Origin of the sequence: Clostridium frigidicarnis (genome assembly GCF_900111985.1) — a bacterium.
GTDB lineage: Bacteria > Bacillota > Clostridia > Clostridiales > Clostridiaceae > Clostridium_Z > Clostridium_Z frigidicarnis.
Map to the genome: position 1 here is coordinate 207860 of NZ_FOKI01000001.1, position 26579 is coordinate 234438.

Consider the following 26579-nt stretch of genomic DNA (forward strand, 5'->3'; position numbering starts at 1 on the left):
ACTCATATTACATACGCCATCATACAGTATGCGGGGTACCTAATTAAATTATCCATCATTATATCATAAGAAAAAACTAAATTCCATATTATTTGAAACCCTGCTTGACTTTTTTAAATCAAAAGCATGTACTACATATTTCTTGACAATCTTTGAAGAAATAGATATAATATTGTTAGTAAATTATAACAATTTAGCAATAAACTGCTATAATAATTATATTTTTACTTGGGAGGGGTATTTATGTTTTTCTTTGAATCACAGCCTTTGACAAATTGGCTTATGTGGCTGGTAGTATTTCTGGTGTTACTTGGACTGAATGAATTAGGTCGTAGATTTAAATCGGGAGGAATATTACTTTTTATTGTATTACCTTTAATTCTTACCTTTGCTGTATGGCCAAATACTACTAAAGGCACAAGCGTAAACGACTGGTTCCATTATGCTAAAGTGTACTCAGCACTAGGAGGATGTATTGGTTTCTGGATTATTAGACATGTGAAAGGCGTAAGTAGTAAAAAGTGGGTTTTATGTTTTCCACCATTGATTTTAGCAATTAATATTTGCGAAGCAGTAGCACGTGATTTCCAGATTTACGGATTACATCTTAACAAAGAGATATTTGAAGGAATGATGACTGTAAGCGGTTCTTGGAATGTTATGAATGGAATTGCTGGTATCTTAAATATCATTACCATTACAGGTTGGTTTGGAATCTGTATCAGTAAGGATAAGAGCAAGGATATGTTATGGCCTGATATGCTTTGGTTCTGGATTGTAGCATATGATCTTTGGAACTTTGCATACACATATAACTGCTTACCTGACCACTCATGGTACTGTGGTTTAGCATTACTGTTAGCTCCTACATTTGCTGCTTTCTTTATCAAGAAGGGCGCTTGGTTACAACATCGTGCACAAACACTTGCATTATGGTGTATGTTTGCAATGACCTATCCTGGTTTCATTGATAAATCGCAGTTTGCAGTTAAATCATCACACAACACAACTGCTTTATTCATTGTAAGCTTAGCAGCATTAATAGCAAATATTGCAGTATTTGTATACTATATTTACAATATTGTTAAGACAAAACGCAATCCTATTAAGGAAGAGCTTTATTCAAACCTTAAGAGCTACAATGAAATTAAAACATTATCTCAATAATATTATAATAGTCATGACCACCTGTAAAACGGTTGGCTTGCTCAAGTGCTATAAAGACATAATATTTTTATTTTATAAATAAAGACTTACAACTATCGCTGTAAGTCTTTTACTATTTTTATATTATTAATAATACTTTTACCTGACAATATAGAGTCATAATATACATGATTCATAAAACCTAATTCTAAATTAATGAAAATATTTTATAAACGATAAGATAATATAATAATTTACCCTATATTTATAAAATTTAAAATATCTTTCTCAATAAGTTTTAATGAATTTCTCCAAAAATCTATTGAATGAACATCTATATCCATTATTTTTGCAACATCAATAATATTATTTTTGCTTGAATAACTTAAAAACTTATCGTATTGTTTTACAAAAGCTTCTCCCCTTTTTATATATTCAGCATATAGACCTTTTGAAAACAATACTCCAAAGAAATATGGAAAATTTAAATATTCATTACCAGCCATAAAATATCCCACCTTATTCATCCACATATATGGATGTACAGTTTTACTTTCAATACTATCGCCATAAGCTTTTTTCATACAATTACTCATTAATTCATTTAACTCATTAACTGGTAGTAATCCTAATTTCCTTCTTTCAAATAATTCATTTTCAAATAAATACCTACCATAAAAATCTACTATATAATATGCAACATCAGAAATACTTCTTTCTAAAATTACTAATGCCTCATCTCTTGGTAATGTTTTTAATAATTCATTATTTAATATAGTCTCACAAAAGGTTGAAGCTACTTCTGCAATTGGTGTTGGATATTCTATGTTTAACATTGTTTCATCAAAAAGATTGGCACTATGATATGCATGTCCAAGTTCATGTGCTAATATGCTTATATCAATATAGTTTCCATTAAAGTTAGTAATGATCCTACTTTCCCTTATTGGAAAAATATCTACTGACAATCCAAAATTAGCCTTGCCTTTTCTTGGTTCAGCATCAATCCATTTGTTCTCAAAAGCCTTTTTTGAGAAACTTCCAAGTTTTTCACTAAAAGTTTTAAAACTAGATACTATTAAATTCTTAGCATCCATATATGATACTTTTATATTACTATCACCAATAGGAGCATAAATGTCATAAAAAGGAAGCTCAGATTTATGTCCTAATATTTCAGACTTTTTGTAATAATACTTATGAAATATGGGTAAGCTTTCCTTTATAGCTGAAACCATAACATTTAAAGTTTCAAAATCCATTCTTGAATCTATTAAAACTTTCTCTAATGGTGATTTGTAACCCCTCATTTCATAAATTGTAGAAGCTTCTCCACTAATTCCGTTTATACATTTTGCACAAACTTGTGATATCTTTTTACACAGATCAGCTTCCCCATAGTAAGCCCTCTTCCTTAAAGAATAATCTTTTTCATAGCCTATATTTCTAAGTTCGGGAAGTGTTAATTCTTCTTTTATGCCATTTATAGTAATATCAATTGTAGTATCACTAATCAATTCCATATAAAGGTTTTCAAAAGCCTTCGCACCTGTCTTGTTCATTTTAGCAAAAACTACTTCTTCTTTTTCACTTAATAAATATTTTGCCTTTAATAAAAGTTCTTTAATATAAAATTCGTGTTCTGAAAGATATTTGGATGAATAGATTATTTTATCTAGATTTTCAATATCATTAAGCCACCTGCTAAACCTTATAAACTTCTCAATAATCTTAAAGTTTTCATTCTCAAGCTGATCTAAAATATCCATTGCTTCTTTATTTTGAAAATCAGCATTTATAGTTAAATATATATATGAATGTATCATGGAATACAATCTTTTGTATTCATTATTAATTTTTAAAAACTCTTCAATTTTAGAAACAGCGTTCCTTTTATTATCCCAATTCTTTATATCCAATTCATTTATAGAATCTATATATTTTTTAAGCTGTTCCATATCTCTTTTAAAATTTTCAGAATCAAATGAAGTATAAATATTATCTAAAGTCCATGTTAAATCCATTAATAAACATCTCCTTGTTTACATCATTATAAAATTCAAAAATTTATTTGATTGTTACATATTTTCACCACTCCTAATATTATTCTTTAAAATGTAATTAATGGATTTTCTCTTACTTTTAATTCCATTGATAAATACCATATTTCTATATCTATTCCTTAATTGTTCGAAATCTACAGTAAATATTAAAAATATCACCTTTCATATCTGCTATTATATTTCCATTCATTTTTTCAACTAGCCCCTTTGTAATAGCTAACCCAAGACCTGTACCCTTTCCTGAACGTGTTTTATCTGCCATATAAAATCTTTCAAAAATATTTTCCACATCTTGTAATGTTAAATTTACAATAGCATTACTGATTTTTAGCAATGCCCTATTTTCTTCTTTTTCTAAAGAAATATCCACATTATCTTTTGCATACTTGATAGCATTACTTAATAAATTTTCAATTACACGCTCTAAGGACTTTTGTTCAGCTATAATATATTTTTCCTATGGCATTTATACTTTAAGATTATACTAATAAACTCATTAGAATTATTTTTTAAATTTATATAAACTTCAGTATACAAAAAATAACTTTCTTCAAATATTATACCAATTATATCGCAAGTAAATCCACTATATTTTATAAATCAAGGAAAAATTAAATATATTTTCCACAAAAAATATTTACAATTAGAAATATTTAGTTTATAATAAATATATAGAATATACAAAAAAAATCTGGAAGGAGACTGTAAAATGTTAATTTATAAAGATAAGATTAGATTAAACTCAAACAATAATATACACAGTCTGCTGTCAGTAAATGATTTATATTAAGATTTAATGCTATATTGCATTATTTAATGTGTAAACTTTTGACCGCAGACCTTATATCTGCGGTTTTGTTATGCAAAAAAATGAACTAAAATTGATTTTATCTTACGTATGTTACCTGGTATATCCTAATTTGGTTAATAACAGGTGCCATACCCTTAGATTAACTCATCTAACATTCATATTACTGAATGAAGACTAAGTTCTATTAAATATATATTTATCTGAATTATATTTTCAGGTTTTATATTTATTTAAATTTGTATACAATCACCGCAGAGAAAATCTGCGGTTTTTTATTTTAGATTTTTATTAAAATTTTAGCCGCAGTACAATGTAAACTTACGATTAATTCTACAGTTTGCATTGTTTCTGGGGCTTTTATGTATTTAGTCCTATGTTTAAAGCTCTTAACTTTTATTTTCTTAAACTAAATAAAATGTTACGAGTTCTTATATACTTCGTGCAGCTTTAAAATAGCTAGCATAAATTTGTCTTAGGAGGATTTAAAAATGAGCTTAAAATAAAAATTTAAATTATAGATATATTTTGATTGGAGGAAGTTATATGATAACAGGAAATATTAATGGAATAAAAAAGGTAATACTTGAAAAACTAGAAAGCTTATATGACTTAAAAATAGATAATAACAGTATTTTTTCTTATGAATTGGTTGAGAAAATTAATGAAATCAGTATAACTACAAAAAAGGAACTATGTGTAGTTATTAATAGACAAGGTAAAATTACTGATATTTCAGTTGGCAAAATAAACATTACTGAACTACCTTCTATGGCTTTTACATGTAAAAAGCTAAGTGGATTTAGAGTAATTCATACCTATACTACTAGTAACAGCAACTTGTCTTCAATGGACATCTCAGCTTTAGTAGATTTAAAATTAGATGCTATTGCTGCCATTGGAGTTAAAGAAAATATAAAAGATATTACTATAAATATAGGTTTCTGTGATGTTTATAACAACAGTATATCCTTTGAAAAAATTGAAAACTTAAGCTTAGAAGCTTCATTACAATTAAATTTCAGAGATAAAATAAATTATATTGATAAAATAATTAGTGATATAAAACAATTTGAAGATGATGTTGAGAGAGCTATTTTAGTAGGAACTGATAGCGAAGAAAGTCTTGATGAGCTTTTTTGTCTTGCTGAAGCTTGTAATGTTTTTCCTGTATGGAAGGTACTACAAAAGAAAAACAAAATACACTCTGCTTACTATGCAGGACAGGGTAAAGTTCAAGAAATATCACATCTAAGACAACTTAAAAATGCAAATGTAGTAATATTTGATGATGAACTATCTGGTTCTCAGGTTAGAAATCTGGAAGAAGTTATTAAATGTAAAGTAATAGATAGAACTACCTTAATACTAGATATATTTGCAAGACGTGCTAAGAGCAAGGAAGGTATCTTACAAGTTGAGCTTGCAATGCTTAATCATAAACTTCCTAGATTAAGAGATGCAAATGCAAACCTTTCAAGAATTAAAGGCGGTGTTGGAATAAAGGGTGGAGTTGGCTCAAGAGGACCTGGAGAGAAAAAACTTGAAACTGATAGAAGGCACATAGAAAGCAGAATAGAGGAAATAAAGAATGAGCTATCTAAAGTAATCCATCAAAGAACTGTTCAAAAGGTGAAATTAACTAAAAATAATATAAGCAAGGTAGCTATTGTAGGTTATACTAATGCAGGCAAATCAACTTTAAGAAACAAGATTTGTGAAATTTCTGCATCCAACACTATTAGTAAAAAAGGTGTTTTAGAAGCTGATATGCTTTTTGCAACATTAGACACTACCGTTAGAGCTATTACTTTAAGTGACAACAGAAAAATTGCTCTATCTGACACTGTTGGCTTTATTAGTAAACTTCCTCATGAACTTGTTGAAGCCTTTAAATCAACCTTAGAAGAGGTAATTGAAGCAGATTTACTTTTACATGTGGTAGACGGCTCAAATGAAGAAGCTATAAAACAAATAAAGTCAGTAAACATGGTTCTTAATGAGCTTGGTGCTAAAAATAAGAACACTTTAGTTGTTTTAAACAAAGTTGATAAAGCTTCTGATAAAAATTTAAGTAAAGTAAAAGATTTTTTAAAAGGTGAAAAAATAATAGAAGTCAGCGCTATAAAGGAAATAAATTTACATGAATTGCTTCACATGATAGGTAGAGAAATCCCAATTAAATTAGTAGAAAAGGATTTTATTATCCCTTATACTGAACAAAAACTAATCTCAATGCTTCATGAAAATTCTAATATTATTGATGAAGACTATATTGAAGAAGGAACTCATATAAAAGCCTTGGTACATGAAGAAATTTATAAAAGATGTATGGATTTTGAAGTAATAACTTTATATTAGGCGCATGAAAGAAAATAACAAGTTCAAGATGCCATGTATATTTTGTGTCAGACAAGGAAGTGATATTAGTTCATAGCATAGACTATGGGCTGATATTGCTGACGAAGTGTGACACAAAATAGACTAGCATACTGACTTGTTATTTTTTGAATGTTCTTAATAATAGAAAGGACTCCTTAAAATTAAGGAGTCCTTAAGTTATATTAGATTCTGATTTTGTCTGTTTCTTCATATTAATAATATGGTTGACTTTTTTACTTCACTCATAAGTTTCCTCTTTTCACAAACCCCATAACTTTTAAAGCAGCATTATCTTTTTCTTTAGCCTCTACCATTAGATCTACATCAATATCCTCTATTAATGATATGAAAGATATTATGTCTTCCTCTTTTATATAGTCACTATGGCTTTTATCATAAATACCAGTTTTTCCGCTACTTATATGCATTTTAGGAATCATTCCTGTATCCTCCCAGCTCTCCTTAATCCTATATATATCCTGATAACTAATGTCTCTTTTCTTATTACAACGGTGATGATGAACATCTAAAATAATAGGTATAGAGGTCTTTTCACTTATATATAAAACATCATCTATATTAAATGAAACATCATCATTTTCTAGTCTCAGCATTTTTTGAGTTCCCTCTGGTAGCTTCTTGTATTCTTCTATAAATCTATTAATGGCACTAGTCTTATCTCCATAAACACCACCAGTATGAATTATAATATCTTTTCCTCCAAGAAGGGTTAATATCTGATAATGAAAATTCAAGTAATTTATACTGTTCTCTACCACAGTTCTCTTTGTGCTATTTAAAACTGTAAATTGGTCAGGATGCATTGAAAGTCTAATATTATTTTCTTGTACAATATTCTTTATTTCATCCATTATCTTTAATATCTCCTGATCCTTCTGCCATTTCCATTGAAAATCCCTTAATACATCAGGATGATCCACTAAAGGCAATAGAGTACTGGTAGCTCTATACATAAATATCCCATTATCCACATTCCATTTTATTATGTCCTTAGTTAACTTTAAATTATTGATTATCTTTTCCCTTAAATACTCTATTCCATATTTATATACAGAATTAAGCCTACATTGCTGAAAAGTTCTTGGCTTTAAACTATTATTTATACAAGCGTATCCGATTCTTTTAATCATTCTTCTCACCTTCAATATAATATAATGTTATTTAGAAATTTTATGTATTTTAAACCTATTAATAAAAATTTTTTAAAATTAACTTTTAAACTACCATAATAATTTATACTTTTAATATAGTTGTCTTAATGATAAATATTATTCAATATTTAAAATCCATGAATGTATTATCTTTAAATATAACTTTATTATCATATACTGTATATCAAAATAGTTTAAACTATGTAAATAAATGTTTAAATACATTATAATATATTTAAACATTTATTTACATGTACTCTTTTAAAATTACTTATTACATACACGGAGGTATAAATAGTGATAATTGATAGAATATTTGCATTTGTAATAGGAGCTCCAATATTAATAATTATAGAGTCTATCAGGTATATAAAGGCAAAATCACTAAAGCAAAAGTTTATTAACTATAGAGAATTAGTCCTAATTATATTTTTAATATATTTAATAGGATTAATCTCTATAACATTGCTTCCATTTCATACATTTGGGAATTTAAAGCCTAGGGCAAACATACTCCCTATATTCAATACAATAAAGGATATATCACTTACATCATCAAGTATGCCAAATTATATGATCAAGTTCTGGATAGTAAATATTTTAGGAAATTTGTTCATTTTAGTACCGTTAGCAACTATTGTACCTATATTATTCAAGAAATTTAGAAATATTAAATCAACACTAGTTCTATGTCTTTTGGTGTCAATATTAATAGAGTTTCTACAGTATTTATCTGTTTTTTTAGGAAATGCGAGATCCGTTGATATAGACGATGTGATTTTAAATAGTTTAGGAGCCTTAATAGGATTTTCAATATTTAAAAGTATAAACAAAAAATATTTAATACAAAAGAAAAAGTCAAATTTTTTGATATAGCAAATATAATTCCATAAATTATGCTATGTATAAATATAAATGCAACATCTAAAAATACATATACAATTACCACGTAATATTTTCATATTAAACGTAAAAAAGCCATAAATCTAATTATGGCTTTTAAATACTTATAAAAAGGTAATACTAAAATATATTTTATTAATTTATAGTTATATCTACTCCAAACCATTTTTCTGAAATCTTCTTTAATGTTCCATCTTCTCTTAACTCTTTAAGTGTACTATTAACTTTTTCTACCTTTTCTTTATTTTCATCATTTTGAATGAATGGAAATGCACTCTCCATAGTTTCTACAGGTTCTCCTGCAAGTTCAAGTTCATAGCTTGAATTCTTTAATGTATCCATTATTGCTAGCTTGTCCTGTATTAGTGCATCTGCTCTACCAAGGTTTACTTCATTAAATATTGAATTATAATCATTATATCCATTAATTTTAACATTTCCACCCTCATTATTAAATTTCTCAATGCTCTTATAAAAATTCATTCCTGATTCAACCGCTACAGTTTTTCCATTTAAATCATTTAAACTTTTTATAGAATCATTTCCCTTTTTCACTGCTAGTTGAACACCTGAATAAACATATGTATCTGAAAAATAGTATTTTTTCTTTCTTTCCTCTGTAACTGTAACTTGATGAGCTACTGTATCTATTTTTCCTGAATCAAGCATACCTATAAGTCCATTCCAGTTAGCTATAACATATTCAACTTTCCAATTGTTTCTCTTAGCTATTTCATCACATACATCGATTTCTAATCCTTTTACATCTTTTTCATTTTCTCCTTCTTCAATAAATGCAAATGGTCTATAATCTGTTGATGTTCCAACCTTTATAACATCTTCGTTTTTATTTTCCGAAGTTGATTTTGAGCCACAGCCAACTAACACTCCTACTAGAATCATTAAAGTTAGTGATAATAATATACCTTTCTTTTTTAACATATTTCTTTCCTCCATCCTCTGTATTTATTATTTATTTACTTTGTTTATAAACTGTTTAATTCTTTGGTTATTAGATTCTTCAAATATTTCTTTAGGTGTTCCTACTTCTACGATTTTTCCACCTTCCATAAATACAACCTTATCTGCAACCTCTTTTGCAAAATTCATTTCATGAGTCACTATAATCATAGTTATGTGCTTTTTAGCTAGAGATTTTATAACTTCAAAAACTTCTCCAACTAGTTCTGGATCTAGTGCTGAAGTTGGCTCATCAAAAAGCATTACTTCTGGATTAACAACCATAGCTCTAGCTATACCAACCCTTTGTTGTTGTCCTCCTGACAAAGCTTTAGGATAATATTCTACCTTATCAGATAATCCTACTTGCTCTAAAGCTTGTCTTGCTAAAACTTCAGCATCTTTTTTAGAAACCTTCTTCACAACTACTAATGCTTCCATTAAATTTTCTAAAACTGTTCTATTTTTAAATAGATTATATCCTTGAAATACCATAGATGTTTTTTTTCTAAGCTTGTGAATATCACTTTCTGTTGTCTTTTCAGCATCAACTGTAATTTCTCCTATGGTTATAATTCCCTTATCTGGTCTTTCAAGATAATTTAAACATCTTAAAAATGTAGACTTACCTGTTCCTGATGGGCCTATAATTACAACTACTTCTCCATCTTTCACCTCTAAATCTATAGATTTTAAAACTGTATTGCTATTAAAACTCTTTTGAATATTTTGTATTTTAATCATTTAATTCATCCCCTTTATCAATAACTTATTAGTTATTAACGTTGAAATTTTTCAATATGCTTATTAATCCCTTAATAATACTCATTTTAACTTATATTTTAATAAGCTTTAGCTAATTTCTTTTCTAGTAGCTTTTGCAGAAAATTAAAACCTTCAACAATTATCCAATATATAATTGCTATTGATAAATAGCTTTCCATAACCTTAAAGCTAGAAGCTGCTGCCATTTGAGCTCTGGCTAGAATTTCAGTTAACCCCAAAACAAATGCTAGTGAAGAACTCTTTAATAAATCTACAAATGTATTTCCTATACCTGGTATAGCTACCCTTATAGCTTGTGGAAAAATAATTCTTCTTAAAGCTTGAGATCTTGTCATTCCTACTGAAAGCGCTGCTTCCATTTGTCCCTTATCTACTGAATCTAATGCTCCTCTTATAATCTCTGCCATATAAGCGGAACCACACATACTAAGCCCTACAATCATAGCAGTTAGAGGAGTAACATTTCTAAGTGCCTTTATACTTTGTGGTAAGCCATAGTAAAATATAAATAACTGTACTAATAGTGGTGTTCCTCTAAAAAATGATATATAAACATTACTTAATTCATATAATCCTCTTATCTTAAAAAATCTTATTGTAGCCAATACTAAAGCTATTACAAGCCCAATTGCTGTTGATATAGTTGCCATATATAAAGTCAATTTTATATATTTTGTTAAATCTAATGAAACATTAAAAAAATAATTCAAATCAAAGTTCATTTATCCTTCTTCCCTTCTTAAGTTTAATTTACTATAGTACTATTTTTCAGCTGAATACAATTTGAAACTAAAAATTATTTGTTACACCTAGCTAGTTAGATTATAGATATCTATTTTAAATATTTTAAAATCATATGATTAAAATAAGACACATGAAAGAAAACAATAAGTCAAATATACTAGCATACTGACTTGTTATTTTTTTGAATGTGCCTAAATTTGAACATAAAAAAACCTGCCTCTAAATACAGAGGCAGGTATATTCCCGCGGTTCCACTCTGTTTATTATGTTATGAATATATAAATATAAAATATACATTCATAACATAACAACTCTTACATATTAGCACATTTATGCTTCAACACTATAACGGGTGTTCCCGCTGAGGTCTACTCCACAATAAAATTGTGTTTCAATTCAGTGCTCCAAGATGCACTTCAGTTAAGTTCCACTTAAATCTCTTCCACCAACTGAGATTATTCTCTGAAAGTTTCTCTTACCCTACTCTTCTTATCTACGCATTTCCAAGTATTCTTATCGGATTACTATGTTATATTTATTATATTTAGCTTTATATAGTTTGTCAACATTTTTTTTAATAAATTTTATCTGACCATTGCAAGTTTTCAAAGTTCATAATTGCGTTTTCCAATAATATGTGCTTATTAGTATATTTTCTTATATAATATCTTTCCAAGTAGTCTACAACTACAGTTTGTTGGAAATATACATGCTGATGTAAAATATATTACTTCTTTTATTTTCCCTCTAGTATTTCGCTAAATTTTTTTGATGCTGGTGAACGTGATACGCTCTTTAAAAAACAAAAACCTATATTTCTTTTAGGTATTTTTTCTACTGTTTTTACTTCATATAATGTTCCATCTTCTAAATATTTCTGTGAAAATTCTTTAACAACACAGGATATTCCTAAGTTTATTTTTGCAAATTCTAAAAGCAAATCATGGGCTCCAAGTTCAATTTCTGGGGTAATCTTAATATTTTTTGATAACATATATTTTTCCACATAATTTCTAGAATTTGATTTAGGCTCAAGTAGTATTAATGGTAATTTTGCTATCTCTTCAAAACTCAAAGGTTCAGAGATTATTTCTTTGAATTTTTCCCCACAAACAAAAATGTCCTGAATATCTATACAAGTTCTTTTCTCTAAATAAGGAGCCTTGATTGGAAAATTACAAATTCCAATATCAACTTCTCCTGACTTCAACATATCACAAATTTCTAAGGTTGTACGGTTTACAATTTCCAACTTAATATTAGGGTATTTATTGTGGAATTCTTCTAAATAAGGCAACAAGAAATATCTTGAATTTGTATCTCCTACTCCTATTTTTAAATCACCTATCATTAAATTTTTAGATTCTAATAGTTTTTTTTCACCTAAATTAATTAAATTAATTGCAGAACTTACATGCTCAAACAAAATTTCTCCTTCATTTGTAAGAATTACTCCTTTAGGTATCCTTGTAAAGAGCCTTGTACCTAAATCTGTTTCTAACTGCATAATTGATTGGCTTACAGCTGGTTGTGTCATGTAAAGACTCTTTGCAGCTTTAGAAAAGCTCCCACACTTACATACTTCACAAAAAACCTTATATAAATCTAGTTTAGTTATCATATAAGCCCTCCTTATATGTGGTATTCTATATATTTATTTTACTTATACCATGAAAATATTGTATATTACAAGTATATTATATAAATTAAATTTTTTAATGAGGAGTTGTTAACTTGGAAAGAGTAGTTGGAACTGTAGTTAGAGGCCTTCGTTGCCCAATCATTAATAACGGAGATGATATAGCGAAAATAGTTGTAGATAGCGTATTAAAAACTTCTGAAGTAGAAGGATTCTCAATAAATGATAAAGATGTTGTTACAGTAACTGAATCTGTTGTAGCTCGTGCTCAAGGAAATTATGCCACTATTGACCATATCGCAAAAGATATAAGCGGAAAATTTGGAGAAGATACTATAGGAGTAATATTTCCTATTTTAAGTCGTAATCGTTTTGCTATTTGTCTTCGTGGTATTGCAAAAGGAGCTAAAAAGAAAATTGTTTTAATGCTTAGCTACCCTTCTGATGAAGTAGGAAACCATTTAGTAGATATAGATATGCTGGATGAAAAAGGACTTAATCCTTGGACAGATGTTTTAACTGAACAACAATTCTATAATTACTTTGGTAAAATTCAACATACTTTTACAGGAGTTAATTATGTTGAATATTATAAATCCATAGTTGAAGAGTATGGTGTTGAATGTGAAGTTATATTCTCAAACAACCCAAAAACTATATTAAACTACACAAAGAATGTTCTTGCTTGTGATATTCATACAAGGTTTAGAACTAAAAAAATACTAAAAGCAAATGGTGGAAATAAAATTTATAGCCTTGATGATATTTTATCAACATCTATTGATGGTTGTGGTTGTAACGAATCATATGGTCTTTTAGGTTCAAACAAAGCAACTGAAGATACTGTTAAACTTTTCCCACGTAATTGTCAACCTATAGTTGATACTGTTCAAGCTATGCTTAAAGAAAAAACTGGTAAAACAGTTGAAGTTATGATTTATGGCGATGGTGCATTTAAAGATCCAGTGGGTAAAATTTGGGAACTTGCTGATCCAGTTGTATCTCCTGCTTATACAAAAGGACTTGAAGGTACACCTAATGAAGTTAAATTAAAATATCTTGCTGATAATAACTTTGCTGATTTAAGAGGCGAAGAACTTAAACAAGCTATTTCTGAATATATTAAAAATAAAGAATCTGACCTTGTAGGATCTATGGTATCTCAAGGAACTACCCCAAGAAGACTTACTGACCTTATAGGTTCACTTTCTGACTTAACTTCTGGAAGTGGAGATAAGGGTACTCCAGTTATATATATACAAGGTTATTTCGATAATTATACAAAATAAGAGAATGCAAAAAAATAACAAGTCAACTATGCTAGCATACTGACTTGTTATTTTTTGAATATGACTAATTAAACGAAATTATATACATTTAATATTTCATCTCTATATTCCTTCTAGAATAAAGCATCCAACTGGATATTTGGATTTCCTAATAATACTTTACGTAAACTTTATTATCTACATCTTGTAACTTGCTTACTTTTAGTTTTTACTATGAGTAAATTATAGAATAAACCCTTATGTTTTGACTATAACTCATCTTTAATATATAATAAAGAATCTATTTGAAAATGTGCATTTAGTATTAGTGTGCATTTTTATTTTTTTCAAATATTATCTAAAGACTATGTACTTAACTTTAAAAGTAGTTTGGTAAGGGAGGTTTTTTTATGCTAAATAAATTAGGTCCAAACCCCAATGATATATATCCAAATAAAGATATAAACAGCGTTTGTTTTATAAAAAACACTATTAAAAGCTCTAATATTAAAGTTGGAGATTATACTTATTATTCTGATAGAAATGGTGCAGAAAACTTTGAAGAACATGTAACCCATCACTATGATTTTATTGGTGATAAACTGATTATAGGAAAGTTTTGTGCTATTGCTAGTGGAGTTGAGTTTATTATGAATGGAGCAAATCATAGAATGAATAGCATAACAACTTATCCATTCAATATTATGGCCAATGGTTGGGAAAAATCAAAACCTACTACAAAAGACATGCCCTTTAAAGGAGATACTATTATAGAAAATGATGTTTGGATAGGTCAAAATGTTACTATTATGCCTGGTATAAAAATTGGAGATGGAGCTATTATAGCAGCCAACTCAGTTGTTACAAAAAATATTCCAGCTTACCATATTGCTGGCGGAAATCCAGCTAAAATTATTCGTAAAAGATTTGATGATAATTTAATATCCTATCTTTTAGAATTAAAATGGTGGGATTGGCCTAAAGAAAAAATCTTCTCTAATTTAGAGACATTGTGTAACCCTAATTTAGAGAAAATAAAAAGTATAACCTAACCAATATTATTTTAAAAATCCTATTATCAAAATTATAGATAATAGGATTTTTATTCAAGATTAAATTAAAACATTCTCTTTTATATATTTTAAACACAATTTTAAGTTCATATTAATACTATTGTCTATTGCTTTATGTTTAATTAATTCAGCCTTTAAATACTTCTCCATGAAATTCCCCTCTATCACATTTTTCCCATATAATTAATTATAATATAAAAACTAAAATCAATACACTTAATATAACATTTTTAACATAAATGTCCTTCATTGAACCAGCTTTCATACAATATAAAACGTAGTCAATTTTTGCTTATAGTATAAAAAGTTCTATATATTTCTAAAGATCTAATATCAATGCCCTATTTATTGTTTGTAACATTATTCTTTCATTCCACATAGGATAGTATGAATAATATATATAGGAGTTTTAACAATTGAAAAAAATTTTATCACTCTCAATTTGTTTTATTTTTTTAGTAACAACTAGTTTCTTTGCTTTACCTTCTACTAAAGTTGAGGCACAGGAAACAAATAAAAAAAATGTTATAGTATATTTCCCTAACTGGGGAATATATAACAGCTCACATCAAAGCTTTTCTGTAGATATGATACCATGGGATAAAGTTACAATAATAAACCACTCATTTTTTACTGTATCTAAAAACTTCAAGCTAGAGTCAATAGATACTTTTGCCGATTATGATAAAATGCTTCCTCACTCTGAAGGTTGGGATTCAGGACAATTAAGAGGTCATTTTGGTGAATATAAATACTATAAAACAAAATATCCAAATGTTAAGGTTTTAATATCAATAGGTGGCTGGACTAGGGGAGAAAACTTCCACGATATGGCCAAAACAAAAGAAACCAGAAAAGTATTCATTGATTCTTTAATAAGTTTCTTAAAAACTTATACTTTTATAGATGGTTTTGACATTGATTGGGAGTATCCTGGCATAGATAGACCTAAAGATACTGCTGATGAATACGATAGAGGTTGTCCAGGTGGCCCTGAAGATAAAGAAAATTTTACTCTTCTATTAAAAGAAATTAGAGAAGCTTATAATTCAAATAATATGAATAAAAAAGTGCTAACAATAGCTGCTTCTGCTGGTTATGAAAAACTAGCACTTCAAGAGCCTGAAAAATATATAGAATATTTAGACCTTATTAATGTAATGACTTACGACTTTCATGGCGCATGGGAAAACGTAACTAATCATCATTCCCCATTGTATGCTAACCCTAATGATCCTTCTGGTTCATCTCCAACAAATATAAAAGAACGCTACAATGTAGACTCTGCAATAAAAACTTTAGTTGAACAATACAAAATTCCTAAAAACAAATTAAATATTGGTACTCCTTTATATTCTAGAGGATGGTCAGGAGTTGATTCTAAAACTGGTGAAAATGGAATGTTTGCCAACGCTACTGGCCCTTATAAAGGTATTTGGGATAATCCAAATTCACCTGGTGGTCAAGAACCTTGGTTTAAGATAAAACAAATGGAAAATAAAAATGGATGGGTTAAATATAGAGATTCCTATAACAAATCTCCTTGGTTGTATAATAAAGATTTAAAATCTGTTTTAACTTATGAGGATGAGGTATCTCTTGCTACTAAATTAGACTATATAAATACAAATTCACTAGGTGGAATCATAGTTTGGGAAATTACTGGCGATGATATTAATGGTTTCCCAATGATATCTATGATGTATAATAGTTTAATAAAAAATTCTCCTACGGACCCTCCAGTTGATCCCAATCCACCTAAAGCTGAACTTTTAAATCCAACTATAAGGATTGAAAGTGGATCTTTACCTGGAAACTATTCTTTAAAAGCAATTTCACCAGCCAATTCTACAGCTGTAAAAATGCAAATATTCGAAAACAATTCCTTAATAAAAGAAAGTAAGCTTTCAGAAAATAGTTCTTTAGAAGAAACCACTGAATTAAATTTTGAAAATAAAGCTAATGGTAAGTATGTTTATACAGTTTCTGTTGAAGATTCATTGCAAAATAAGAAGACTGCAACTGCTGAAATAGTAGTTGATAAGATAACTACTAATGATGTTGAAGTAAAGTTTTCTGTAACTAGTGATTGGGGAACTGGTTCAAATTATAGTATAACAATTAAAAATAACTCTCAAAAAGATATTGCAGATTGGTCACTAGATTTTAATTTTGATAAAAAGCTAATTTCTCTTTGGGATGCTAATTTAACTAAGTCAAACAATAAATATACAGTAACTCCTAAAGAATGGGATAAAACCATAAAAAAATCCTCAATCATAACACTTTCTGGCGCTGCTGAAGGCAATATAAGTAGATACAATATTTATAATGTGAATTTGTCAGTTAAATAATTATTTTTTAACCTTAATTTAAATGTAACCAAACCTTTCTTAATTTAAATGTAAGATAAGGTTTGGTTATTTTTAGTTACTTTAAGCCTCTCGAAACTGACTATTGTAGAGAATAGAATAATGCCCTTCCTTTCTTATTAACTCTTCATGTGTTCCACTCTCTACTATATCTCCATTATCCATGACTAATATTATATCAGCTTCTTTTATTGTAGAAAGTCTATGAGCTATTATAAAGGTTGTTCTTCCCTTCATTATTCTTTCAAAGGCTTTTTGTATATGGATTTCTGTTCTTGTATCTATGTTACTTGTAGCTTCATCCAATATAAGCATTGGTGGATTTTCAAGCATTACACGAGCTATGGTTAAAAGTTGTTTTTGCCCTTGGGATAAATTATCTCCTGATGAAGTTATTTCAGTATCATATCCTTTTGATAAACGCCTTATAAAACTATGAACATCTGCTTCTTTTGCAGCTTTAATGATTTTCTCCCTAGAAGCTTTTTGATTGCCATAAGCAATATTATTAGCTATGGTATCTGAAAATAAAAATGTGTCTTGAAGTACCATTCCAAAATTTTTTCTCAAATCATCTCTATTAATATGTTTAATATTTACTCCATCAACACATATCTCTCCATTATTAACCTCATAGAACCTCATTAATAAATTTACAAGAGTTGTTTTTCCTGCTCCTGTTTTTCCTACAATAGCAACTTTGCTCCCTGGTTTTATATCTAAATTTAAATTCCTGATAAGTGGATTTTGTAAATCATATGAAAATGAAACATTCTTAAAAGTTATATGTCCTTTGTACTCTTGAAAATTAACTAAGTGTTTTACATCCTCTTTCTCTTCTTCTATATCAATTATTTCAAAAACACGTTTAGCTGAAGCAATAGCTCCCTGAATTTGTGTTAATACTCCTGTTATTTCATTAAAGGGCTTTGAAAATAATGTTGAATATATTAGAAAACTTGATATATCACCAACAGTTATTTTTCCTATAATCGCAACACAACTTCCTATTATTCCTATTAAAGAATAGGTTATATTGTTCACAAGCCTAGTTGATGGGTTTGCAAGAGAACCATAAAATTGTGATTTAACCCCTGATTTATACAGTTCCTCATTAATTTCTTTAAACTTATTATAGGAATGTTTTTCATAATTAAATGCCTTTACTACCTTTTGACCTTTTATTATTTCTTCAGCATATCCATTTAAATCACCTAGTGTTTTTGCCTGTTTCATAAACATCTTCTTAGAATTTTTAGTTACAAAACTTGCTACAAAAAATGTTATTGGAGCAGACATTATAACCACTAAAGTCATAATTAAATTAATAGATAGCATGAATGCTATAGCTCCTATTATTGTGGCAACTCCTATAAATAAAGATGACATACCTTGTAAAAGTCCGTCTCCAATTGCATCTATATCATTAATAAATCTACTTATAATATCTCCATGTGAATTGCTATCGTAAAACTTTAATGGTAAAGAATTAATTTTATTAAATAAATCCTCTCTAATAGAGTTTATAGTTTTATATGATATAAGATTTAAAAAATAACTTAGTAGCCAATTAAAAACACTGCTACACACATAAACCACTGCTAATATAATGATTATGTTGAATACCTCTTTAAAATTAACATTACCTTTTCCAGCCATGTTATCAATTGATTTACCTATCAAAATAGGTCCCATTAAATTTGTAGTAACACTTATTATAGTAAAAATTATAGATATAAATAAAAGTCCCTTTCTTTCCCCTACATATTTAAATATTCTTATTAATGTATTGTTCTTCATTTAATTGCCTCCTCACTTGAAAGTTGAGATAAGCAGATTTCCTTATATACTTCTGACCTATCCATAAGATCCTTATGTGTACCTAACCCAACTACTTGTCCATCATCAAATACAATAATTTCATCTGCCTCTTTTATAGTACTTACTCTTTGAGAAACAATTATTACCGTCATATCATTAAAACTTTCTTTAATAGATTTTCTTAGGGTAGCATCAGTTGCTAAATCTAAAGCACTAAATGAATCATCAAGAATTAATATTTCCGGATTTTTAATTAAAGCTCGAGCTATTGTAAGTCGTTGCTTTTGTCCTCCTGAAAAGTTTGCTCCTCCACGCTGAACTTTAGTTTTATACCCATTGGGGAGTTTTATTATAAATTCATGAGCTTCTGCCTTTTTTGCAGCTTCTATAACATCATCCACTGAAGCTTCTAGATTACCCCATTTAATATTTTCTTCAATAGTTCCAGTAAATAGCTCCGCTTTTTGAGGTACCATACTTATTGTATTTCTTAATATTTCTAAAGGATAATCTTTAATATTTATACCATTAACCATTACTTCTCCTGAAGTCACTTCATAAAATCTTGCTATTAAATTAATAAATGTAGATTTACCTGAACCTGTTCCTCCTATTATCCCTATTGTCTGTCCCTTATTCATTGATAATGAAATTTTTTCTAGAGCCATATCACCAGCTACATTATAATTAAAAAATACATTTTCAAATTCAATAATTGGTGCATCTTCCTTAAAACCCTTGGATAAATCTTCTTTATTTTCAATAATAGATGTTTCAGTTTCAAGAAGTTCATTAATACGTACTGCTGAAGCTGAGGCCTTAGTAAATATAACAATAAGGTTTGAAACAACTATAAGTGCAAGTAAAATCTGAGTAATATAATTTGCAAAAGCTATGATTGTTCCTGGTGCTAAAGTTCCAACATTAATTTGGAAAGCTCCTACCCATAATAAAATTATTATAGAAACATTAACAACAAGTGATGTTAATGGATTTAATAATGCTGATATTTTCCCAACATGAATTGACGTATAAGTTAAGTCATTATTTTCTTCCTTAAACCTATCCTTTTCTTTAGGTATCTTAGCAAATGCACGAATAACTCTTACCCCACCTAAATTTTCACTTATTATAAGAGATAATTTATCTAAGTCCTTTTGATACTTTTTATATAATGGTGTAGTTTTTTTTATGAAAAAATATAATATTAATGCAAAAAAAGGTATGGCTGAAAGTATAATTAAAGATAGTTTAAAGTCTAATATCATTGCCATAATAGTAGCACCTATACATATAAAAGGTGCACGTATAACAAGTCTTATAAGCATTGCCACTGCAAGCTGCAATTGATTTACATCATTGGTGATTCGATTTATAAGTGAAGAACTTCCAAACTTATCTATTTCAGCATGAGATAATGAAGATATATGCAAAAATATAGCATTACGCAAATCTGTACCAAATCCTTGAGATGCACGTGCTGCATAATATTGGCATATAAGAGAACCGCAAAATCCAAGAATAGCCATACATAACATAATGCCACCCATTTTAAGAACATAAGAACTATCTTTATTACTAACGCCATTGTTTATTAAAAGAGCTATAATTGTTGGCAAAAGTAACTCTAAAATAGCCTCAAACAATTTAAAGATTGGTCCAACTATGCACTCTTTTTTATAGGGATTTAAAAATGATATAAGTTTCAACAAATTTGTCATCGCCTTTCTTCAATATATAAGTTTTTTACTTTAAGCACATGAAAAAAACTAGCATACTGACTTGTTATTTTTTGAATGTGCCTTACATCTATTAAGAAATAGATTATATAAATCTATGTAATAACTTTATATTGACTATAAAATATTTATCAATTATGATTTTAACATAGAAATTTCCATATTAATAATATTTAATTAGTATCACTTGTATATGAAAATCATATGTATTGGAGATAATATATTTATGGATATAAAACAGTTAAAGTACTTTTTAACAATTGTAGAAGAAGGGAATATAACCTTAGCTGCTAAAAGACTTAATATGGCTCAACCTCCATTAAGTCAACAACTTAAAAATCTTGAAAGTGAACTTGGTGTAAAACTTATAGAAAGGGGGGCTCGTCACATAGAATTAACTGATGCTGGTATGATTTTAAAAGATAGGGCTGAACAAATATTAGCTCTATCAGATTCCACAATAAATGAAATAAATGATTTTAAAAAAGGTTTTAAAGGTACCTTATCTATAGGTACAGTATCATCATCTGGATCTATTTTACTTAACCATCGAATCTCGGACTTTAGAGAAAATTACTCAGGAGTAAAATTTGAAATATATGAAGGCAATACCTTTAAAATATTAGAACTTCTAAACAGGGGTATAATAGAGCTAGGTATTGTAAGAACTCCTTTTAATTCCTCTAAATTTCAGTGTAAATATGCAGAAAATGAACCAATGATAGCTGTGATGTCTAAGTGTTATTGTTTTAAAATAGAAAAACCTTATGTAACAATAAAAGATTTGAAAGAAAAACCATTGATTATATATCGTAGATTTGAACAATTAATACGTGAAACTTGCCTCGAACAAGGATTTGAACCAGAAATCTTCTGCAAAAATGATGATGCTCGTACTACTCTCTTATGGGCAAATGCTGGCCTAGGTATTGGTATTGTTCCAAAATCTGCATTTGGTCTTGTTGGAAATGATAATTTAATTTATAAAGAAATAAAAAATGATAGATTAATGACTCAAGTAAGTGCAATATGGCTAAAAGATAAATATATTTCATCCATTGCCCAAAAGTTTATAGAGTATTTTGGTGAAAATAAATAGTAGCTAAATAATTACTTAGCTACTACCCTTTTCACCGTAAATATAATATAGATAAAAAAACTACTTTTTTGAAAAAACAAATATATTGTTACATCATAGTTAATAATAATTTATTCGGCAAAACCATTTTCTCTCATTTCCTCTGCATTATAGAACAATGCCATTCCTGTTTTCATCTTTCTAAAGTTCAGTTTTTCATAAAATACTTCCTTTTCTGGGAATGTGTATAATATAACATTTGTTTCAGAAATACGTTCTAAAATGTTGTTTATTATCATAGTGCCTATTCCTTTACCTCTATATTCTGGTGAGATTGCTACATCATAAATTGCAGATTGGTAAATTCCATCTGAAATTGCACGCCCAAAGCCAATTAATTTATTATCATCAAATGCGAATACAACAACATAACTATTCTCAAATGCTTTTCTATGAGTTTCTCCGTGAAAGTAAGCCATTCCTACATTCTTCAATGTGTTAGAGACACAATCCCAATCTATATCTGAACAATCATATTTAAGTTTTAATTTCATATTTTTTCCCCCTTAGCTAATATATTTAGTTTTCCTTCTAATTATTTATTACTTTGTTATCCTATTTTTTCAAAAGTCTACACACTCATAGAATGAATCTTATTGTAGGCTATAGCTATCATATAAATTAGAGTATACAGATTTCTCTAATGTAAAGTATAAAAAAGGTCTATAGCTTTGCAACAATATCATATGATTAAATATATTGTTTTAAATGACTGATTTAACATTAGCATGATCTTACTTTAGAAATTTTTTAATTCTTGTGTCCTACTGTATCTTAATGCTAATTATATTAATATTAAGATATAATAATATTAACATATCTTTTTTCTTCCTTCAACTCTCTTGATGTTAAGATACTTTAATGATAATATTTTCTTATGAAGAAAGATAATGTGAACATAATAATAGATCAATGGAATAAAGAAATACCAAATTTAAACACAACATCTATGGGTGTCATTGGTAGACTTGGAAGAGTTCTTAAATATACAGAAAGGAGTCTTCAAAAGAATTACTCAAGCTACAATTTGAATGCTGGTGAATTTGATGTTTTAGCTACTTTAAAACGATCAGGTGAGCCTTATAAATTAAAACCTACAGAACTTTTCAATATGCTTATGATAACATCTGGTGCAATGACAAACAGAATTGATACTTTAGAAAAAAAAGATTTAGTTAGAAGAGTAAATGACCCTTTAGATAGAAGGGCTATGTTTATTGAGTTAACAGAAAATGGTCATACTCTTATTAGTGAAGCAATATTTAAACATATTGATTTAGAGGATAATTTATTAAGTACTCTAAATTCTAAGGAAATTGAAATGTTAACAGGGTTATTATCAAAGTTATTAATAGCCTATGAAGAGGATGAAGTTAAAAAGTAATAGTTAATTTTTGGGCCTTATGAATACTCCTTAACTTAGCTCCATAGGTATTTTTAAAAGTAATTTTTAAGGTAAGCAAAAAAAATTACTTACCTTAAAAATTACTATAAACCTTTCAGTTTGCCTCTTCATCAAACATGTTAGTCAAACAAAAAGTAGCAAGACTTAACCCTTACTACTCACATAAATTTATACTATTTATTTGTTGGTCTATGGTTCCACATTGCTTCTGTAATTCCACCCTTAGAATTTTCTCCCCATTTCAAGCCTGCAAAATAACCTCTATACCAACTTCTTTTTCCTTTATTATATTGATATAAATCTTGGCCATCATTGTAAGGTTGAAAATAAGATTCATCTAAACTAAATCCCTCTGAACTTAAATATTCACATATACCCACTGCAAATCTATCAATTAAGTACATTGGTTCTATGTTATCAATATAATTCATTTTATGATCAGCATCATCTAGCCTAACTGTTGTCACAATTGCTCCATTTGTGTCTCTATATTTAGGTAAATCAGTTATATTTGTTGTTCCTAAATTAGTTGTGTAATCATTATTTCTATATACAACTAATACTGAATCATACTTTCCTTGTGGTGCATATTTATCTAAAATATCCTCTATATTAATAGTTAGACCGTCAGCCATAGAAAGAGATAGATGCTCTATTGGCATATCGCTTACTGCTACATCTACTGTCATATTTGCTTTGTTCATTGAGTCGTTGTTGATTGTTTCTTCCATAAATTTCGCATCTTTTTTTACTTTTTCTACTTCTGAAGTATACATTAATGTAGTTCCTGCAGCTATATATGGTGTTTTTTGTATTTCTGTTCTTGGGCAAATCAAAACCAATGTCTTCCAACCATCTTTTGTTTCTGCTGCCTTTGCCTTCATACTTGGCATAGCCATAAAAGAATTTGATGCTACTATAAGGCTACAAACTAAAACCTTTGATAATACTTTTTTGATATTCATTTGAATACCCCCTTTTATTAATTTCAATTATACAATATCATATTTTTACCAATAAATCTATATTATGTATAGAAACTTCAAATGTGTTTTTCACATTTTTCACTTTATCAATTAAGCAAAACTTAAAAGCCATAAATCTAATTATGACTTTTAAATATATAAATTTATTTTCTATATTTTTCTCTTTAATCCTTCTATTTGAACATTTCTGATATAGATTTACCATATTTCCATACGTTATTTTCTTCATTACTAATTATTGCAACCCTTAAATTACTTTCTAAATCAACAAAGGAATTGAAACTTACTCCTGGATCACCCCCAACAAGTTGATAAATATAATTTCCATTGTCTTTTCTGTGTAACCATACACCATAACCATACATTTCTTTATCATCTTGTGCCTGTGGTGAAACCATAGTTTGTGTAAGTTCTTTTGATATTAATTTGTAGGTGAGTAAGCAATTCCAAAACTTTATCATGTCTCTTCCAGTAGTAAAAGCTCCTCCAGCACCTGTTCCTTTTACATCCACACTATAAATGTTTGTTTTAAAATCGCCTCTTTCTTCATCATATATATATGCATTAGCACATTTTGCTGGCAATCTATCTAATTCAAAATAGCCTGTATCATTCATATTACAAGGTTTGAATATATTTTCTTTTATATAATCATCAAATTTTTCACCTGTTACTTTTTCTATTATTATTCCAAGCATAACATATCCAGAATTATTATATTTAAATCTACTTCCTTTAGGATATTGCATTGGTTTTTCAATAAACAAGGGAAGTATGTCATAAGAAGATCTTATTTTATACATGGGATAATCTACCCATAGTTCATCATATTCATCCATTACATCCTCATCAAAATAATCTGGTATTCCAGAAGTATGATTTAAAAGTTGATCTATTGTAATATTTTTATCTATTTCATGGAGATCAAAATCTAATATTTGACCTATTGTAGTATGAAAAGATAATAAACCCTTTTCAATTAATTGTAATATTGAAACTGCAACAAAACCTTTGCTTCCTGAAGCAATCGGAAATCTTGTTGTTATTTCATTTGGTATTAAATTACTTTTATCTGCATATCCATATGCCTTACTATAACTTTCATCATCATTACTAATATAAATTACTCCACTAAAATTCTTATCTACTAATTTTTCAAATTCTTCATAACACATATTAATCCACCCCATATCATTTATACTATTGTGTAATTAGTTTATTGAAACTCCCTATTTATTACACTCTATAATTTTAAGTAATCTTCTTTTGTTAATCCAAAATATATTTCGTCATAATATCTACCATTTGTATAAATATTTTGTTTTAAAACACCTTCCTGTTCACATCCAAGTTTTTTATGCATTTTAATAGATGCTTCATTTCCTTCTAAAGCACTTGAAGAATACTTATTCAATCTCTTTTCCATAAATCCATATTTTAAAAGTATCTTCATGGCACTTGTTCCATATCCCTTACCTCTATAGTCTCTGTCAATTAAAAGTCCACTTCCAAAAGTTCCATTCTGATGATCATCTAGTAATATATTTATTCTACCAACATGTATTCCATCCAATGTTTCTATAGCAAAAGTTGTCCTACAATTATTAGTTGATAAACTGGATACTTTCTCTGAATATTCTTTGGAATGTGAAACTGTTGGGGGAAGTTCAACCTTACAATCTGCTAATCTTACTGCTAAAGTATCAAAACTATTATAATAATCCCATTCCCAATCAGCCTCACTCCAAGCTCTTAATCTCACCATATCATTTTGCCAAAAATAAGTATCATATACTATTTCTCTCATAATATCTATCCCCTTTAATTTCTAATATAAAGTTGAGAATTGAGAGTGTAAACCCTATAGGCCCCCTAATTAGAATGGACAATGTTTACTCAAACAAAGTAAAATAGTTTTAAGATGATTAGGAGGTCTAAGGGATGGAGAAAAAAATATTTACAAGAAAGTTTTCAGAAGATCAAAGAGTTTCATTTGTTAAGGAAGTTTTAGAATCAGGAAGCAATATTTTAATTGCTAAAAGGTACGACTTAAATCCCCAATTATTAAGTAGATGGGTTAATAATTATCGTCGTTATTCTCAAACATTAGAGCCAAAAGAGCCTAAGAATAATGAAATAATACCTAATTATAAGAAAGAATATAAAAAAGCTAT

Annotated in this window: 22 protein-coding genes; 9 read left to right on the top strand and 13 right to left on the bottom strand. The window is 28.3% G+C overall.

The genetic code is table 11. From position 1 onward, the window contains the following. Nucleotides 1–243 precede the first annotated feature (243 nt). Nucleotides 244–1167: a DUF5692 family protein gene (locus BM119_RS00975; protein ID WP_090037922.1), complete on the top strand. Its 924-nt coding sequence runs from the start codon at nucleotides 244–246 to the stop codon at nucleotides 1165–1167. Nucleotides 1168–1400: 233 nt separating this feature from the next. On the opposite strand, the gene BM119_RS00980 is transcribed toward BM119_RS00975, so the two are convergent. Further along, complete coding sequence (locus BM119_RS00980) at nucleotides 1401–3170, bottom strand: M3 family oligoendopeptidase (RefSeq protein WP_090037924.1); 1770 nt, start codon at nucleotides 3168–3170, stop codon at nucleotides 1401–1403. 151 nt (nucleotides 3171–3321) lie between these two features. Continuing rightward, nucleotides 3322–3657, bottom strand: coding sequence for an ATP-binding protein (locus tag BM119_RS00985; RefSeq protein ID WP_090037927.1), 336 nt, complete (start codon nucleotides 3655–3657; stop codon nucleotides 3322–3324). Between the two features lie 906 nt (nucleotides 3658–4563). Here BM119_RS00985 and hflX point away from each other — a divergent pair. Further along, on the top strand, nucleotides 4564–6378 hold the full coding sequence (gene hflX, locus BM119_RS00990; RefSeq protein WP_090037929.1) for a GTPase HflX: 1815 nt from the start codon (nucleotides 4564–4566) through the stop codon (nucleotides 6376–6378). Between the two features lie 263 nt (nucleotides 6379–6641). Here hflX and uvsE read toward each other — a convergent pair whose 3' ends face one another. Beyond that, nucleotides 6642–7550: a UV DNA damage repair endonuclease UvsE gene (uvsE, locus tag BM119_RS00995; RefSeq protein ID WP_090037932.1), complete on the bottom strand. Its 909-nt coding sequence runs from the start codon at nucleotides 7548–7550 to the stop codon at nucleotides 6642–6644. 318 nt (nucleotides 7551–7868) lie between these two features. Between uvsE and BM119_RS01000 the strand changes: the two genes are divergently transcribed. Further along, complete coding sequence (locus BM119_RS01000) at nucleotides 7869–8447, top strand: VanZ family protein (RefSeq protein WP_177199276.1); 579 nt, start codon at nucleotides 7869–7871, stop codon at nucleotides 8445–8447. A gap of 162 nt (nucleotides 8448–8609) precedes the next feature. Here the strand turns inward: BM119_RS01000 and BM119_RS01005 are convergent, their stop codons facing one another. The 4 genes from BM119_RS01005 to BM119_RS01020 form a co-directional block, all read right to left on the bottom strand. Further along, entirely contained in the window at nucleotides 8610–9416 is an 807-nt protein-coding gene (locus tag BM119_RS01005; RefSeq protein ID WP_090037938.1) for a transporter substrate-binding domain-containing protein, read from the bottom strand. Nucleotides 9417–9443: 27 nt separating this feature from the next. Continuing rightward, nucleotides 9444–10178 carry an amino acid ABC transporter ATP-binding protein gene (locus tag BM119_RS01010; protein WP_090037941.1) on the bottom strand — a complete coding sequence of 245 codons (735 nt, stop codon included), beginning with the start codon at nucleotides 10176–10178 and terminating at the stop codon, nucleotides 9444–9446. Nucleotides 10179–10276: 98 nt separating this feature from the next. Continuing rightward, a complete protein-coding gene (locus tag BM119_RS01015; RefSeq protein WP_090037945.1) occupies nucleotides 10277–10942 on the bottom strand; it encodes an amino acid ABC transporter permease in 666 nt (221 codons plus the stop codon). A 758-nt stretch (nucleotides 10943–11700) separates the two neighbouring features. Beyond that, complete coding sequence (locus tag BM119_RS01020) at nucleotides 11701–12585, bottom strand: LysR family transcriptional regulator (RefSeq protein ID WP_090037948.1); 885 nt, start codon at nucleotides 12583–12585, stop codon at nucleotides 11701–11703. Nucleotides 12586–12698: 113 nt separating this feature from the next. Here BM119_RS01020 and BM119_RS01025 point away from each other — a divergent pair, with 113 nt between their 5' ends. The 3 genes from BM119_RS01025 to BM119_RS01035 all read left to right on the top strand — a co-directional run bounded on the left by BM119_RS01025 (nucleotide 12699) and on the right by BM119_RS01035 (nucleotide 17298). Then, nucleotides 12699–13892, top strand: a complete 1194-nt coding sequence (locus BM119_RS01025) for a coenzyme F420-0:L-glutamate ligase (protein WP_090037951.1) — start codon at nucleotides 12699–12701, stop codon at nucleotides 13890–13892. A gap of 389 nt (nucleotides 13893–14281) precedes the next feature. Continuing rightward, nucleotides 14282–14923, top strand: coding sequence for a Vat family streptogramin A O-acetyltransferase (locus tag BM119_RS01030; RefSeq protein ID WP_090037954.1), 642 nt, complete (start codon nucleotides 14282–14284; stop codon nucleotides 14921–14923). Between the two features lie 437 nt (nucleotides 14924–15360). Continuing rightward, on the top strand, nucleotides 15361–17298 hold the full coding sequence (locus BM119_RS01035; protein WP_177199278.1) for a glycosyl hydrolase family 18 protein: 1938 nt from the start codon (nucleotides 15361–15363) through the stop codon (nucleotides 17296–17298). An 81-nt stretch (nucleotides 17299–17379) separates the two neighbouring features. On the opposite strand, the gene BM119_RS01040 is transcribed toward BM119_RS01035, so the two are convergent. Further along, nucleotides 17380–19116 (bottom strand): ABC transporter ATP-binding protein, encoded by a 1737-nt coding sequence (locus tag BM119_RS01040; RefSeq protein WP_090037956.1) that lies wholly within the window; start codon nucleotides 19114–19116, stop codon nucleotides 17380–17382. Further along, nucleotides 19113–20858 (bottom strand): ABC transporter ATP-binding protein, encoded by a 1746-nt coding sequence (locus BM119_RS01045; RefSeq protein ID WP_242948259.1) that lies wholly within the window; start codon nucleotides 20856–20858, stop codon nucleotides 19113–19115. Before BM119_RS01045 ends, BM119_RS01040 begins: the two co-directional genes overlap by 4 nt. Nucleotides 20859–21102: 244 nt before the next feature. Here BM119_RS01045 and BM119_RS01050 point away from each other — a divergent pair, with 244 nt between their 5' ends. Continuing rightward, entirely contained in the window at nucleotides 21103–21975 is an 873-nt protein-coding gene (locus tag BM119_RS01050) for a LysR family transcriptional regulator (protein ID WP_090037961.1), read from the top strand. Nucleotides 21976–22085: 110 nt separating this feature from the next. Here BM119_RS01050 and BM119_RS01055 read toward each other — a convergent pair whose 3' ends face one another. Next, the gene (locus BM119_RS01055) at nucleotides 22086–22508 is read right to left on the bottom strand and encodes a GNAT family N-acetyltransferase (protein ID WP_090037963.1); all 423 of its coding nucleotides are present in this window, start codon (nucleotides 22506–22508) and stop codon (nucleotides 22086–22088) included. A 383-nt stretch (nucleotides 22509–22891) separates the two neighbouring features. Here BM119_RS01055 and BM119_RS01060 point away from each other — a divergent pair, with 383 nt between their 5' ends. Next, on the top strand, nucleotides 22892–23398 hold the full coding sequence (locus tag BM119_RS01060; RefSeq protein ID WP_090037966.1) for a MarR family winged helix-turn-helix transcriptional regulator: 507 nt from the start codon (nucleotides 22892–22894) through the stop codon (nucleotides 23396–23398). 194 nt (nucleotides 23399–23592) lie between these two features. On the opposite strand, the gene BM119_RS01065 is transcribed toward BM119_RS01060, so the two are convergent. The 3 genes from BM119_RS01065 to BM119_RS01080 all read right to left on the bottom strand — a co-directional run bounded on the left by BM119_RS01065 (nucleotide 23593) and on the right by BM119_RS01080 (nucleotide 26212). Then, nucleotides 23593–24384, bottom strand: coding sequence for a hypothetical protein (locus BM119_RS01065; protein ID WP_090037969.1), 792 nt, complete (start codon nucleotides 24382–24384; stop codon nucleotides 23593–23595). Between the two features lie 194 nt (nucleotides 24385–24578). Next, the gene (locus BM119_RS01075; RefSeq protein WP_242948260.1) at nucleotides 24579–25595 is read right to left on the bottom strand and encodes a serine hydrolase domain-containing protein; all 1017 of its coding nucleotides are present in this window, start codon (nucleotides 25593–25595) and stop codon (nucleotides 24579–24581) included. Between the two features lie 53 nt (nucleotides 25596–25648). Continuing rightward, nucleotides 25649–26212: a GNAT family N-acetyltransferase gene (locus tag BM119_RS01080; protein WP_090037977.1), complete on the bottom strand. Its 564-nt coding sequence runs from the start codon at nucleotides 26210–26212 to the stop codon at nucleotides 25649–25651. A 134-nt stretch (nucleotides 26213–26346) separates the two neighbouring features. Between BM119_RS01080 and BM119_RS01085 the strand changes: the two genes are divergently transcribed. Continuing rightward, nucleotides 26347–26579, top strand: a 233-nt coding sequence (locus BM119_RS01085) for a transposase (RefSeq protein WP_090037979.1), incomplete at its 3' end; no start/stop codon positions are given.

Excerpts from the sequence above, each read along its gene's own strand:
- hflX (WP_090037929.1), top strand. The coding sequence starts at position 4,564 with ATGATAACAGGAAATATTAATGGAATAAAAAAGGTAATACTTGAAAAA.
- BM119_RS01075 (WP_242948260.1), bottom strand. The coding sequence starts at position 25,595 with ATGGGGTGGATTAATATGTGTTATGAAGAATTTGAAAAATTAGTAGAT.
- BM119_RS01060 (WP_090037966.1), top strand. The coding sequence starts at position 22,892 with ATGAAGAAAGATAATGTGAACATAATAATAGATCAATGGAATAAAGAA.
- BM119_RS01030 (WP_090037954.1), top strand. The coding sequence starts at position 14,282 with ATGCTAAATAAATTAGGTCCAAACCCCAATGATATATATCCAAATAAA.
- BM119_RS01020 (WP_090037948.1), bottom strand. The coding sequence starts at position 12,585 with ATGATAACTAAACTAGATTTATATAAGGTTTTTTGTGAAGTATGTAAG.
- BM119_RS01005 (WP_090037938.1), bottom strand. The coding sequence starts at position 9,416 with ATGTTAAAAAAGAAAGGTATATTATTATCACTAACTTTAATGATTCTA.
- BM119_RS00975 (WP_090037922.1), top strand. The coding sequence starts at position 244 with ATGTTTTTCTTTGAATCACAGCCTTTGACAAATTGGCTTATGTGGCTG.
- BM119_RS01080 (WP_090037977.1), bottom strand. The coding sequence starts at position 26,212 with ATGAGAGAAATAGTATATGATACTTATTTTTGGCAAAATGATATGGTG.
- BM119_RS00980 (WP_090037924.1), bottom strand. The coding sequence starts at position 3,170 with ATGGATTTAACATGGACTTTAGATAATATTTATACTTCATTTGATTCT.
- BM119_RS01050 (WP_090037961.1), top strand. The coding sequence starts at position 21,103 with ATGGATATAAAACAGTTAAAGTACTTTTTAACAATTGTAGAAGAAGGG.
- BM119_RS01065 (WP_090037969.1), bottom strand. The coding sequence starts at position 24,384 with ATGAATATCAAAAAAGTATTATCAAAGGTTTTAGTTTGTAGCCTTATA.
- uvsE (WP_090037932.1), bottom strand. The coding sequence starts at position 7,550 with ATGATTAAAAGAATCGGATACGCTTGTATAAATAATAGTTTAAAGCCA.
- BM119_RS01010 (WP_090037941.1), bottom strand. The coding sequence starts at position 10,178 with ATGATTAAAATACAAAATATTCAAAAGAGTTTTAATAGCAATACAGTT.
- BM119_RS01015 (WP_090037945.1), bottom strand. The coding sequence starts at position 10,942 with ATGAACTTTGATTTGAATTATTTTTTTAATGTTTCATTAGATTTAACA.
- BM119_RS01040 (WP_090037956.1), bottom strand. The coding sequence starts at position 19,116 with ATGAAGAACAATACATTAATAAGAATATTTAAATATGTAGGGGAAAGA.
- BM119_RS01055 (WP_090037963.1), bottom strand. The coding sequence starts at position 22,508 with ATGAAATTAAAACTTAAATATGATTGTTCAGATATAGATTGGGATTGT.
- BM119_RS01045 (WP_242948259.1), bottom strand. The coding sequence starts at position 20,858 with ATGACAAATTTGTTGAAACTTATATCATTTTTAAATCCCTATAAAAAA.